Here is a 12,518-nt window from a genome sequence, read left to right on the forward strand (position 1 = left end):
GCCCCCGCCGGGCCGGGCCAGCACGCGGCCAGCGGAGTGCCGGGCGCGGCCGCCGGCCCCAGCAGCTGCCGGGCGGCGGAGTTGAGGTAGCTCAGCACGAGGGCGGCGGGGGCGGCAGCGTCCCCTGGGCCGGGCGTGCAGTACACCACGCCGGTAGGCAGCAGGTCGAGCAGGGCCGGCAGCAAGTCGGCTGGCAGCGAGGGCTCGGGGGGGATGGGCGCGGCGGCGGGGGGCATAAGGGGAGAGAACGAGGCCGGACAGCCGGCGGCGCAAGGTACGTTAGGATGGGAGGCCAGGGTTGCGGTGGTGGCCCCGGGCCCGGGGTTGCCTCACCGCCCGGCCCCGGCACCTCACCCCCTGACCCCCTCTCCAAAAGAGAGGGGGCACCGGTCTTGCACCTTATGGGAATCGTCAGGCTCCCCCTCTCTTTTGGAGAGGGGGTCGGGGGGTGAGGTGCCGGGGCTGGGCGGTGAGACAACCCGCCCCGCCCCGGCACCTCACCCCATGCCTTTCTCCCTCGCCGAGCTGCGCCACCGCGCGGCCGACTTCGCCCGCTCCCACGCCGACGACGGCGACGAGAAATCCCAGGACCAGAACTTCGTGCGCGACCTGCTCGACGTGTTCACCCCGCAGGGGCGGCGCCGCGTCCAGTTCCAGGTGCGCGTGAAAAAGCCCGACGGCAGCCAGGGCTACGTGGATGCGCTGTGGCCCGGCAATTACGTAAAGGTGGCTCTCGTGCTCTAGTGAGGGCTGACGGCCCCTTGCTGCGTCGCAGGGGGCGCGGCGGCCAACGTCAGCAGCCAGGCCAGTGCTGTTTCCAAGCGCCGGAATGAGCGGCACTCGGCCGACGCCAGGGCGGGGTCGAGGTGGCGCGTAAACTCGGGCTGATGCAGGGGCGGCTTATAGGCTACCTCCATATGCGTCTGCAGCCATCCTTTCACATCGCGCTTGCCTTCCGCAGGGTAGTCGCGGCGCAGGCTGTCGGGCAGCAAGGGCGTGTGCGGCGCGATGGTGGGCAGGCTGGCCACCAGCCATTCCTCGTATTCGCGGCGGGCCAGCACCACGGCCACCGGCACGGGCAGCCGGTAGGTGGCCAGCGTGGTAGCCAGGCCTTGCGCCTCGGTCACGGGGCAGGCCTGGGCGTCGTCGAGGTCGAGCAGCACGAGCACGGCGTGGCACACTCCGGCGCGGGCCTTGATGCCGACCTCAGCCGCCCGCTTGGGCAGCACCTTGCGCAGTTTGGGCATTTCGCCCACCTTAATAGGTTGCGGTACATTCCAATCGAAGCGCTGGGCGCGCTTGAGCAGCTTCTTCAGCAGCAGCGGCGCGGCGGCCTGGTCGCCATCGCCCTCTACCCAGACAAGTAAGTGGTGCATCTAGCGGGTGGGGGCAGTAGGTGACGCCGGGGCGAGCTGCCGGTGCAACCCCTCGGTACGCAGCAGCTCCCCGGCCGTGAAGAGCTGCTGCCGCACGGTTTCGACCTGGTCCTCGGCCAGGGGGCCCACGCGCGTTTCGCCCTGCTCCTTCTCCACCACCAGAAACGACTCGGGCGGCAGGTAGTCGAGCAGCTCGGGCGAGTGAGTGGTAAGCAACACCTGCCGGCGCTGGCTGGCTTCCTTGAATAGCTCGGCCAACACGGCCAGCATGCCGGGATGGATGTTGACTTCGGGCTCCTCGATTGCCAGCAGCCGCCGGTAGGTGTAGTCGCCATCCCCGAACAAGGCAGTGCTGAACTGCGCGGTGGGGTCGGACTGATATAGCGCCGCTAGGATGCCCAGCACCCGTAATGTGCCATCGGACTCCGAGCCTAGGTCGGCCTTGCGAATGCGCCCGCCTGCGTTCTTGTAGTGCAGGTAGGTTACCAGGTAGCTGCCGGCGATTTCTACCGAGAAGTCGGTGATGTCGCTCACCAGTCGGCGCAAGGTGGCCTGCACCTCGGCGGTGCTGCGGCGGGAGTGGCGCAACGAGCGCAACACAGCGGCTAGGTTCTGCCCTCCCTCATCAAAAGGCACTTCCCGTACTATTTGCTGGGGAGCCCGGAGCTGGGTAGGCTGTAGGGCATAAAACAATGCGTTGCTGACCAACTGCTGAAAGTCCCTAGCCAATTCACTGTAGAAAAGAAACTCTGGCAGTTCACTGTCTTCATCCATTTCGGTATGCGCAATCGGAAACGCATACAACTCGCCATGTAGTACCTGCGGCCCCAGCAGTAGATTGGCAGTACCTAGCCTGCGCCAGCCGCTTTGCTCATCAGCGATGTGATTCTTACCGTTGCGCTTCAAAATGGCTTTTCCATCCTGCCAATTGATGCGGTAGTGCGGCCCGTTACCGGCGTGTACCTCCAACACCTCCCGTTTCACCGTGTGCCCGAGGCGGGGGTCGGCGGCGAGGGTGAAGTCGTAGGCGATGAAGTCGGCCGGGTTGTCGCCGATGGTAGCCGTCACGCCCAGGCTCACGTCGAGGGGGCGGCCGCCGGGCGTCCAGCGGCGCAGGGCGTTGAGGCCGTTGCGGTCGAGCAGGGCCTGGTCGAGGCCGCGGGTGAGGCAGTCGCGCAGCAGCCGCAGGGCATCTACCACGTTGCTCTTGCCCGCACCGTTAGGGCCCACCAGTACCGTGAGCGGCCACAGCGGCACGTCGAGCTCCCCGATGCTGTGCAGGTTACTGATGCGGAGGCGGGTAAGGCGAAGGTCGGGTGTGGTGGCAGCCATGGCGAAGCAATGAGGGCGCAAAGTACGATACAAGCCGTCATACGGGCCGTAGCGCTATGGCGCACTGCCAGAACAGTCAGCGCTGCCCATGTGGCATGCATAACAGTCGGCTCGCGGTCGTTAGTTGCCTGGGATTATCTGTTTCTACCCCTTCCCCCCCGCCCCTACCGCCGCGCAGCAGCAGGCCGTGGCCGCCGCCGAGGCGGTGCTGGCGGCCCGGGCGCAGTTCCCCACCGAGAGCCTGGCGGCCCTCTACGACCCCGCGACCATGCCCCCGGCCCTGGCCCGCGCCCACCAGGCCCTCGATAGGGCCGTGGATAAGTGCTACCGCCCGGCCGCCTTTGCGTCGGAGCTGGCCCGGCTGGAGTTCCTGTTCGGGCTCTACCAGCAGCTGAGCGCCCCGGTGCTGGGCGCCCCGGCCCGCAAGGGGCGCAAGTAGGCACGGGGCCGGGCGCACCCGTTTGCCTGTTTCGCTAACGCTCCTTACCTTCACAGCGCTACGGCACCCCGGCCCCGCGCCGGGGCACGCCGCAGCGCCAACCTTTTTTTCTGCAAGCCTGATGAACCCCACTCCCGCGCCAGTAGTGCTACTGGTAGAAAACGACCCCGTGTGGGCCGAACTGCTCGCCACCGTGCTGCGCCAGGAAGGCGCCACCGTGCTGGGCCCCGCCGCCACCGCCGCCCAGGCCCGCGCCCTGTGCGCCGGCCCCGGCCCCGCCCCCACCCTGGCCGTGCTCGACATCGGCCTCGAAGACGGCTTGGGGCTGGGCCAGTGGCTGCGCCAGCGTGGCCCGCTGCCGCTGCTGTACCTGACGGGCCTGGAGCAGCCCGGCCTGTTTGAGCAGGCCCGGGCCACCGCCCCGCTGGCTTTTGTGGCCAAGAGCTGCCAGCCCACCGAGCTGCGGCACCACCTGGTGCTGGCCCTCGACGCGGCCCGGGGACTGGCCGCCCCCGCGCCGCTGCTGCTGCTGCCCGGCGCCACCGGCCAGGAGCGCGTGCTGGTGGCCGACATTGCGTTTGTGAAGGTGCGCGCGCGCCACTGCTGGCTGCACACGGCCACGGCCCGCTACGTGTGGGCGCAGCCGCTGGCCAAGGTGCTGGCGCTGCTGCAGCCCAACGGCTTCCGGCGGGTGCATCGGAACTACCTGCTCAACCTGGCCCACCTGCGCAGCCTCGACAAGCGCTGCCGCACCCTGGTGGCGGGCACGGCCACCCTGCCACTGGGCAACAGCTTTCGGGCGGCGCTGCTGCGCGAGCTGCCCCGGCTAGGCTAGCCCCGGGCCGGGCCCACGGCCGGGCTTGGTCGGGCAAAAGCAGGGGTTGGTGCAGTTTAGGAGGGCGTTGGTGCTGGGGGGGCTTGCGCCGGGCGGAGCGGGGCTGCACCTTTGACAATGCCGGGCCACTCAGGGCTGGGCACGCTGGCATGGTCGTCCTGGTTCTGCTTCCTGTACATTGGCCGCCAGGCCGCCCCGCGGGGCGGCCTGCGCCGGGCGAGGCATGCGTCGGCGGACGGGAGGGAAACGCCTTTGGACGGGCGGGACAGCCTTTCGGACGGGAGGGACAGCCTTTCGGACGGGAGGGAAGCGCCTTCGGACGGGCGGAACAGCCTGTCGGACCAGTGGAGCAGCCCATCAGATGGGCGGGACAAGCCCTGCCAGGCGCGGCCAGCGCTGCTGCCGGGGCCGGGCAAGCCGCACCCGCCGGGCGGGGCCGCGCCAGGCGCCACCGGGGCACCGGGTGGCGACGGCGGGGCCGGGAACCGCCGGCCCGGCTCGTCGTGCCTGACTTCTTATTTCTTACGTTTACTTTTTCGTACCATGAACCGCTTTCTGCTTACCGACTTCAGCATCTACCGGAAAGACAAAATCGGCCCGCTGGCCACCGGCTGCTGCACCAAGCTCACCGGCAACAAGTACTTTACCGCGGCGGGCACCTACGTGGCGGCCATTGAGGCGGCGCTGGCAGATTACCTGCCCGCGGCCGCCATCAAAAACCCCATTCCCGAGCAAACGGCCCTGCTGGCCCAGTACCGCAAGGCCCTGAACGCCGCCCTGACGGCCTTTGCCAAATACGCCAACGAGCAATATCCCGCCGACGAGGCCGCCCTGCTCAGCACCGGCCTGGAGCTCAGCAAGGAGCGCGAGCGGCACACCACCCTCGACCCGCCCACCAAGCGCAGCCTCACCGACGGCACCGAGGCCGACACCATCTGCGCCCGGTTTACGCGTACGCCCCACGCCGTGGCCACCGAAATCCGCTACACCGACGACCCCAGCCTGCCCTGGGAGGACTGGAAAACGGTGGTGACGACCAAAAACAGCGTGCTGCTGCGCGGCTACAAGCGCAAGACGGAGGTGTTCGTAATGTTCCGCTCGGTGGGCGGCGACACCGACGACCAGCCCTTCTCGGAGGTGCTGAGCCGCATTGTGCAGTAGGCGCTTTGTTGGCATACCGGCCGGCCCGGCTGCTCCCCCGGGGGCGGCCGGGCTTTTGCGTGGGGCGGGCGCCGCTACCGCCTGCGGGCCAGCGGCCCCGCCCGGCGGCTGGTTGTGGAGCAGCCCGCTGCCGGCCCCCCGCGCCGCGCCGCCCGGCGGCAGGGCCGCGCCCCGGCCGGCCGCACCGGGCGGGAAGATAAGCCGCCGGGGCGGGCTTTCCGCCCCGCCCTCAACCTTTGAGGTTCGACCTCAAAAGCCTTTCCGCCGGGGCCGCCCGCGGCGGAACTTTGCGCTACGGCAGTACTTCGGCCGTGTTCGTCCGGTATGCGCTTCCTCTGTTCTACGCTTCGTACAAGCGGCCTGGCCCCCTGGCTGGGGCTGTTGATTGGGCTCCTGGGCCTCGGCCCCCACGCCCAGGCCCAAACCCCCGCGTGGCTGGGGGTGGTGGGCGGCACCGCCGCCACGGGCGTGAGCTGGGCCCGGGCGACGGCCCTCGATGCCCGGGGCAATACCTTCGTCGTGGGCAGCTTCGGGGGGCAGCTCACGCTGGGCAGCACCGTGCTCACCAGCGCCGGGGGCACCGACGTGTTCGTGGCCAAGTGGGACGCCGCCACCGCCGGCTGGGCCTGGGCGGCCCGCGCCGGCGGCACCGGCAGCGATACCGGCCTGGCCGTGGCCGTGGATGGCAACGGCGACGTGGTGCTGACGGGGCTGGTGACCAACGCCGCCACCAGCGCCGCCAACCTGGCCAGCAACCCGGCACAGGCCGTGCAGGTTGGCGGGGTGCTGTTGCCCAGCGCCAGCGCCAACACCACCGCCAACCAGGACGTGCTGGTGGCCAAGTACAGCGCCGGCGGCACCTACCTGTGGGCGGCCAGCGCCGGCGGCACCGCCGACGATGGCAGCACAACCGTGGCCGTGGATGCCAGCAACAACGTGCGCCTGGCGGGCATCGTGCGCAATGCTGCCACCAGCGCCACCAACCTGGCCAGCAACCCGGCGCTGGCCGTGCAGTTTGGCGGCGTGGGCCTGAACAGCGCCAGCACCAACAGCGACAATAACCAGGATATCTTCGTGGCCGGCTACAGCGCCAGCGGCAGCTACCAGTGGGCCACCAGTGCCGGCGGGCGCAACTCCGATGGGGCCCTCGACCTAGCCGTGGATGGCAACGGCGACGTGGTGGTGGTAGGCTCAGTGGCCGACTTTAACAACGGCGGCACCTCGGGCGAGGGCGTGCGGTTTGGCACCCTCACGCCCCCCATCGCCAGCACCAGCTCCGTACTCGGCTTTGACGTGTTTGTGGCCAAGTACCGCATCGGCAGCGGGTGGCAGTGGGCCGTAACCGGGGGCGGCCAGGAAGACGACGCCGGCTACCGCCTGGCCTTGGACGGCAGCAACAACGTATTCGTGTCGGGCTACGTGACCAACGCCGCCACCAGCCGCACCAACCTGGCCAGTGGGAGCTACTACACCGTCAAGTTTGGCGGCGTGGGCCTGAACAGCGCCAGCACCAACACCGGCCCCAGTCAGGACGTGTACCTGGCCAAGTACAGCAGCAGCGGCACCTACCAGTGGGCCACCAGCGCCGGGGGCAGCGGCGACGACCACGTCCGCGGCCTGGCCGTGGACGCAGCCGGCAACGTGCTGCTGACGGGCTACGTGACCAGCAACAGCAGCGTCAAGTTTGGCGGCGTGGCCCTGGCCAACGCCAGCAGCAGCAGCTCCGCCAACCAGGACGTGTTCGTGGCCCGGTACAGCAACGGCGGCACCTACCAGTGGGCCGCCAGCGCCGGGGGCAGCGGCTACGACTCCAGCGAAGACCTGGCCGTGGACGCCACGGGTACCGCCGTGCTGGTGGGGCAGGCAGTGCCCACCGCCACCTTCGGCCCCTGCGCGCTGAGCACCCCGGCGGGCACCCCCAGCCTGTTTGTGGCCCGCTACGGGGTGCCGCCCACCCTCACGGCCGTGGCCCCGGCCGCCGAGCTGCCCGGCCAGACCGTGACGCTCACCGGCACGTACTTCGGGCCGGGCACGGCCGTCAGCTTCGGCGGGGTGGCGGCGGCCAGCGTCGGCTACGTCAGCCCTACCCGCCTCACGGCCGTGGTGCCCGCCGGGGCCACGCCCGGCAGCAGCGTGGTGGCCGTGGGCCCGGCGTGCGCAGCGGTGGGCCTGCCCGCCAGCGCCTTCGAGGTACTGCAAGTGTACCGCAGCGCCGCCGCCAGCGGCTGCCTGGCCACGGCCGGCACCCCCGTGAGCGGCACGGGTGGGGCGGGCAAGTGGGTGTACCTGCGCCTGCCCGGCACGGGCGGGGCCGTGGTGGCCGCCATCGAAGACACCCGCAACCTGGGCACCGTGACGGCCAGCCTGGCCGTGCTGGGCACCGCCACCACCGCCGCCGTGCGGGCCGACGGCCGCATCGGCCGCCGCTACCTCGACCGCAACTTTGCCCTCACGGCCACCAGCCCCAGCTTCGCCGGCAGCACCGTGCGGGTGCGCTTCTACGGCTTGAGCAGCGAGCTGGCCCGCCTGACGGCCGTGGATGCCGCCGCCACCCTGGCCGGCCTCCAGGCCAGCCAGTACGACGGCCCCAACGTGGACTGCCAGCTGAGCAACAACAGCCCCGCCGGGCAGCGCCGCCTCGTGGCCGCCCCCGCCACCGTAGTGAGCGGCGCCGACTGGTTTGCCGCCGAGGTGGCCGTGCCCGACCACTTCTCGGAGTTCTACCTCACCGGGGCCAGCAGCCCGCTGCCGGTAGAGCTCACCACGTTCACGGCCACGGCCGAGGGCCCGGCCGTGCGCCTGGCCTGGCGCACGGCCTCCGAAAAGAACAGCGCCCACTTTGAGGTGCAGCGCTCGGCCACCGGCGAAGCCTTCGAGCCGATTGGGGAAGTAGCGGCGCAGGGCACGAAAGCCACCCCTACGGACTACATCTTCCGCGACCCGCTTGCCCTCCTACCCTCCCACCCCCATACCCTCTACTACCGCCTGCGGCAGGTAGACCTGGACGGCACCGCCAGCTACTCGCCCGTGCGGGTGGTGACGGTGGGCGGCCCCGGCGAGCTCCGCCTCTATCCTAACCCCGCCAACGCCGCTGTGGCCGTGGCCGGCCTGCGCCCCGGTGCCCCGGTGCAGGTGCTCGACGCCCTGGGCCGCCCCGTGGCCCGCGCCACCGCCGAGGCCCGCGGCACGGCCCGCCTGGTGCTGCCCACTGGCCTGGCTCCCGGTGTGTATATCGTAAGGAGTGGCGCGCAGGCCCGGCGCCTGACGGTGGAGTAAGCCCCCGACCACGACGACCAGCCCGGCCGGCCCGGCTGCTCCCCTGGGGGCGGCCGGGCTTTGGCGTGCCCGGCGGCCGGGGCAAAGATGACGCATTTGTGCTATGGCACCGCCCTGGGGGCGGGGGTACCTTTGTGGGGCCGCGCGCGGCCACCGGCCGTGCCGGCCTCACATCCTTCCCTTGCTTTCTGTATGACAACATTCTTCGCCTCCCTCACCGGCGCGGCCCGCCCCGTGCTGGCCGCCCTGGCCCTGGTGCTGGCCGCCTCCGCCGCCCAGGCTCAGATGGCCACCAGCTACGCCTACACCGGCGGCGTGCAAACCTACACCGTGCCGGCCGGCATCACGGCCGTGCAGGTGACGGCCACCGGGGCCAGCGGGGGCACCCATAATACGTTCGTGGCGGGTCATCTCAACGGCGCGGTCGTGCGCGCCACCCTGACGGTGGTACCGGGCGAGGTGCTCACGGTGGTAGGCGGCCAGGGCGGCAACGGTAGCTTCACCCTCTTCAACGGGGCCGGCGGCTACAACGGCGGCACCGGCCGCAACTCGGGCGGCGGCGGCGGGGCCACCGACGTGCGCCGGGCCAGCAGCGCGGGCAGCACCGGCGACTACCTCCCCAGCCGCAACGCCCTGGTCGTGGCCGGCGGGTCGGGCGGAGCTGGTTTTGATAATCCGACCCTTTATAATGCCCTGGGCGGCGGCGGCGGCGTGCCCAACGGGGGCGACGGCCAGGGCCGGGGCACCCCCGGCCTGGGGGCTACCCAAACCGCGGCCGGCGGCGGGGGCGTGTCCGGCAGCGGGGCCACCGGCGGAACGGGAAATAATGGCGGTGCCAGATGCGCCGGCGGCGGCGGCGGCTACTACGGGGGCGGCGGCGCCGCCACCAGCACGGGCGGCAGCGGCGGCGGGGGCGGCTCGTCGTGGGTGATGCCCACCGGCAGCCGCGACATCAGCTACAGCCTGGCCCCGGCCATCGGCAACGGCAGCGTCAGCATCACGCCCGTAGCCACTACCTACGCCTACGTCGCGCCCAACGGCGGGACGCAGACCTATACCGTGCCGGCCGGCGTCACGGCCGTGCAGATAACGGCCACCGGGGCCAGCGGGGGCACGTATAGCGGCACCGCTTACAGCTCCGGGGCACAGGTGCAGGCCACCCTGGCCGTGACGCCCGGCGAGGTACTGACGGTGGTGGTGGGCAGCCAGGGGAGCAGCGGCACGAGGGTGGCTGGTGGCTACAACGGCGGCGGCATTGGTGGCGGCGGTGGGGGCGGTGCCAGCGATGTACGCCGGGCCAGCGGCAACGGGAGTACGGGCGACTACCTCACCAGCCGTAACGCGCTGGTGGTAGCTGACGGCGGTGGGGGCGGCGACATTTCGCCCCCCGCTACCGGTGGCAATGGCGGCACGCCCACTGGCGGCGCGGGCACCCCCCTCAGCAGCTTCTACGTCAACGCCGTGGGCCGCGGAGCCACTCAGACGGCCCCGGGCAGCGGCGGCGGCTGCTGCAACACCACGGGCAGCGCTGGTAGCAACGGCATCGGTGGAGCGGGCAGCGCAACTTCCGGCGGCGGCGGGGGCGGGGGCTACTACGGCGGCGGCGGGGGCGGGGGCTACTACGGCGGCGGCGGGGGCGCGGGGCCTTCTGGCGGCGGGGGCGGCTCGTCGTGGGCCACGGCGGCGGCCACCGGCGTCAGCTACAGCGTGGCCCCGGCCACCGGGGCGGGCAGCGTCAGCATCCTGCCCCTCACCACTGCCTACGCCTACACCGGCGGCCTGCAAACCTACCTCGTGCCGGCCGGCGTGACGGCCGTGCGGGTAGTGGCCACGGGCGGCGGCGGCGGCATCTACAACACCGTGACCACCCCGGCCAAAGGGGCCGTGGTGCAGGCCACGCTGCTGGTGACACCCGGCGAGGTGCTCACGCTGGCCGTGGGTGGCCGGGGCACCGACATCGCCCACAGCAGCGGCAGCAGCGGCGTCTCGGTGGCAGGGGGCTACAACGGTGGCGGCAACGGGGCCGGGTCTGGGGCGGGAGGCGGCGCCACCGACGTGCGCCGGGCCGCCAGCGTGGGCAGCACCGGCGACTACCTCCCCAGCCGCAACGCCCTGCTGGTAGCCGGCGGCGGAGGTGGGGGCCACATCAATTCGTCCATGCAGGGGGGCGATGGCGGGGCCCCACTCGGAGGCAATGGCAGGGGCTTTGGTACTTTCGGCCTGGGGGCCACGCACACCGCCCCGGGGGGCGGGGGCGTGCCCGGCAGCGGCCCCATCGGGGCTTCGGGCACCGGCGACCACAACGGCGGCGGGGGCGGCGGCTACTACGGCGGCGGGGGCGGCGGGGGCGGTAGCAGCAACGGCGGTGGGGGCGGCTCGTCGTGGGTGATGCCCACCAGCAGCACCGGCATTAGCTACAGCCTGGCTTCGGCTTCGACCAACGGCGACGTGAGCATCACCCCCGTGCCCCTGGCCGACCTGGTGGTGAGCACCGCCGGCCAGCCCGTGCCGGCCGGCCTCTACAACTCCCTCACCGTGCTCAGCGGCGGCGTGGGCACGCTGGCCGGCCCCGTGAGCGTGGTGGGCAGCACCACCGTGGCCAGCGGCGGCACGCTCCACGACGGCTGCGAGGCGCTCAGCGGCCCCGGCAGCTTCACGCTGGCGGCGGGCGGCACTCTGGGCATCTGCCACAAGTTTGGCATCAGCGCCACGGGCAGCACGGGCGCCATCCAGGTCACGGGCCCCCGCTCGTTCAGCCCCGATGCCAGCTACCTCTACACCGACGGTGCCCAGCAAACCGGTTCGGGCCTGCCGGCCACCGTGCGGGTGCTGGGGCTGGCCAACGGATTCAACCTGGCACTGACCAACAGCGTAACGGCCACGGCGGCGGCCACCTTCAGCCGGGGCGTGCTCCTCACCGGGGCCAACACCCTCACGCTCGGCCCCACGGCCACCCTCGCCGAAGACGAGGACGGTTACGTCACGGGCACGGTGCAAACCACCCGCCTGCTGGCCACGGCCGGCGCCACCGAGGCGTTTGGCGGCCTGGGCCTCACGCTCACGCCCAGCGGTGTCACCCTGCCCGGCAGCACGCTGGTCATCCGCACCACCGGCACGGCCCGCACCGGCGCCGGCAGCAGCCGCAGCGTACTGCGCTACTTCGACATCCAGCCCACCGTGACGACCGGTCTCAACGTGGCCCTGACCCTGACCGTGCCCGACAACGAGCTCAACAACATCTCGGAATCCCGCCTGCGCCTGTTCAAGAGCGAAGACGCGGGCGCCAACTGGCAGCTGCAGCCGGCCGCCACCTTCGCCACCACCAACGCCAGCGGCACCCAGCCCCGTAGCTACACCGCCAGCCTGGCCGGCGTGCGCAGCTTCTCGCTCTGGACCCTGGGCAACGCCCGCGACCCCCTGCCCGTGGAGCTCACCACCTTCACGGCCACCGCCGCCGGCCCCGCCGCCGTGCGCCTGGCCTGGGCCACGGCCTCGGAGAAGAACAGCGCCCGCTTCGAGGTGGAGCGCAGCACCACCGGCGAAGCGTTTGAGCCGATTGGCGGGGTGCAGGCCCAGGGCACCAAAGCCAGCCCCACTGCCTACGCCTTCCCAGACAAGCAGCCCCTGGCTGGCCGCAGCTACTACCGCCTGCGCCAGGTGGACCTGGACGGCACGGCCAGCTACTCGCCTGTGCGCGCCGTGACGCTGGGCGGCCCCGCCCACGCCTCCTTCACCGCCTACCCCAACCCCGCCCACGACGCTGTGACCGCCACCGGCCTGCCCGCCAACGCGGCCGTGGAGGTATTCGACGCGCTGGGCCGCGCCGTGGCCCGCGCCACCGCCGATGCCGCTGGCACCGCCCGGCTGGCGCTGCCCGCCGGGCTGGCGGCCGGTGTGTACGTGGTGCGTAGCGGTGCCCAGGCCCGGCGCCTCACGGTGGAGTAAGCCCTGGCGGAAGCCATTTGGTGGCCCACCCGTTTCCTGGGGGAGCGGGTGGGCTTTTTGCTGCTCGGCCTCAGGTAATCCAAAAGCTAGGGGTCTATCGATGGTCAGGTGGTACCTTTGACTATCTGTGACCAGCTTTGGCGGGGTGCGGGTG

The 12,518-nt window shown here is 71.6% G+C and carries 10 protein-coding genes; 7 read left to right on the forward strand and 3 right to left on the reverse strand.

Going from position 1 to position 12,518, the window contains the following annotated elements; translation table 11 throughout:
* The coding region (locus tag Q5H93_RS22950) for a hypothetical protein (protein ID WP_305009070.1) at nt 1-236 on the reverse strand (236 nt) is incomplete at its 3' end.
* 268 nt (nt 237-504) lie between these two features.
* On the opposite strand from Q5H93_RS22950, the gene Q5H93_RS22955 reads away from it, so the two are divergent.
* Nucleotides 505-744 carry a hypothetical protein gene (locus Q5H93_RS22955; protein ID WP_305009071.1) on the forward strand — a complete coding sequence of 80 codons (240 nt, stop codon included), beginning with the start codon at nt 505-507 and terminating at the stop codon, nt 742-744.
* Here the strand turns inward: Q5H93_RS22955 and Q5H93_RS22960 are convergent.
* Nucleotides 741-1,376: a DUF4276 family protein gene (locus Q5H93_RS22960; protein WP_305009072.1), complete on the reverse strand. Its 636-nt coding sequence runs from the start codon at nt 1,374-1,376 to the stop codon at nt 741-743. The two genes, Q5H93_RS22955 and Q5H93_RS22960, sit on opposite strands and share 4 nt — an antisense overlap.
* Nucleotides 1,377-2,708 (reverse strand): AAA family ATPase, encoded by a 1,332-nt coding sequence (locus tag Q5H93_RS22965; protein ID WP_305009073.1) that lies wholly within the window; start codon nt 2,706-2,708, stop codon nt 1,377-1,379.
* A 124-nt stretch (nt 2,709-2,832) separates the two neighbouring features.
* On the opposite strand from Q5H93_RS22965, the gene Q5H93_RS22970 reads away from it, so the two are divergent.
* From Q5H93_RS22970 to Q5H93_RS22995, 6 genes are all read left to right on the forward strand, one after another.
* Complete coding sequence (locus Q5H93_RS22970; RefSeq protein WP_305009074.1) at nt 2,833-3,147, forward strand: type IIL restriction-modification enzyme MmeI; 315 nt, start codon at nt 2,833-2,835, stop codon at nt 3,145-3,147.
* 121 nt (nt 3,148-3,268) lie between these two features.
* Nucleotides 3,269-3,982, forward strand: a complete 714-nt coding sequence (locus tag Q5H93_RS22975; RefSeq protein ID WP_305009075.1) for a response regulator transcription factor — start codon at nt 3,269-3,271, stop codon at nt 3,980-3,982.
* 543 nt (nt 3,983-4,525) lie between these two features.
* Nucleotides 4,526-5,143, forward strand: a complete 618-nt coding sequence (locus Q5H93_RS22980; RefSeq protein WP_305009076.1) for a hypothetical protein — start codon at nt 4,526-4,528, stop codon at nt 5,141-5,143.
* A gap of 114 nt (nt 5,144-5,257) precedes the next feature.
* On the forward strand, nt 5,258-5,383 hold the full coding sequence (locus tag Q5H93_RS22985; RefSeq protein WP_305009077.1) for a hypothetical protein: 126 nt from the start codon (nt 5,258-5,260) through the stop codon (nt 5,381-5,383).
* 84 nt (nt 5,384-5,467) lie between these two features.
* Entirely contained in the window at nt 5,468-8,419 is a 2,952-nt protein-coding gene (locus Q5H93_RS22990) for an IPT/TIG domain-containing protein (protein WP_305009078.1), read from the forward strand.
* 192 nt (nt 8,420-8,611) lie between these two features.
* On the forward strand, nt 8,612-12,364 hold the full coding sequence (locus Q5H93_RS22995; protein ID WP_305009079.1) for a T9SS type A sorting domain-containing protein: 3,753 nt from the start codon (nt 8,612-8,614) through the stop codon (nt 12,362-12,364).
* Nucleotides 12,365-12,518 lie beyond the last annotated feature (154 nt).

It is taken from the genome of Hymenobacter aranciens (assembly GCF_030580865.1).
Lineage (GTDB): Bacteria > Bacteroidota > Bacteroidia > Cytophagales > Hymenobacteraceae > Hymenobacter > Hymenobacter aranciens.

Excerpts from the sequence above, each read along its gene's own strand:
- Q5H93_RS22955 (WP_305009071.1), top strand. The coding sequence starts at position 505 with ATGCCTTTCTCCCTCGCCGAGCTGCGCCACCGCGCGGCCGACTTCGCC.
- Q5H93_RS22960 (WP_305009072.1), bottom strand. The coding sequence starts at position 1,376 with ATGCACCACTTACTTGTCTGGGTAGAGGGCGATGGCGACCAGGCCGCC.
- Q5H93_RS22965 (WP_305009073.1), bottom strand. The coding sequence starts at position 2,708 with ATGGCTGCCACCACACCCGACCTTCGCCTTACCCGCCTCCGCATCAGT.
- Q5H93_RS22975 (WP_305009075.1), top strand. The coding sequence starts at position 3,269 with ATGAACCCCACTCCCGCGCCAGTAGTGCTACTGGTAGAAAACGACCCC.
- Q5H93_RS22980 (WP_305009076.1), top strand. The coding sequence starts at position 4,526 with ATGAACCGCTTTCTGCTTACCGACTTCAGCATCTACCGGAAAGACAAA.
- Q5H93_RS22990 (WP_305009078.1), top strand. The coding sequence starts at position 5,468 with ATGCGCTTCCTCTGTTCTACGCTTCGTACAAGCGGCCTGGCCCCCTGG.
- Q5H93_RS22995 (WP_305009079.1), top strand. The coding sequence starts at position 8,612 with ATGACAACATTCTTCGCCTCCCTCACCGGCGCGGCCCGCCCCGTGCTG.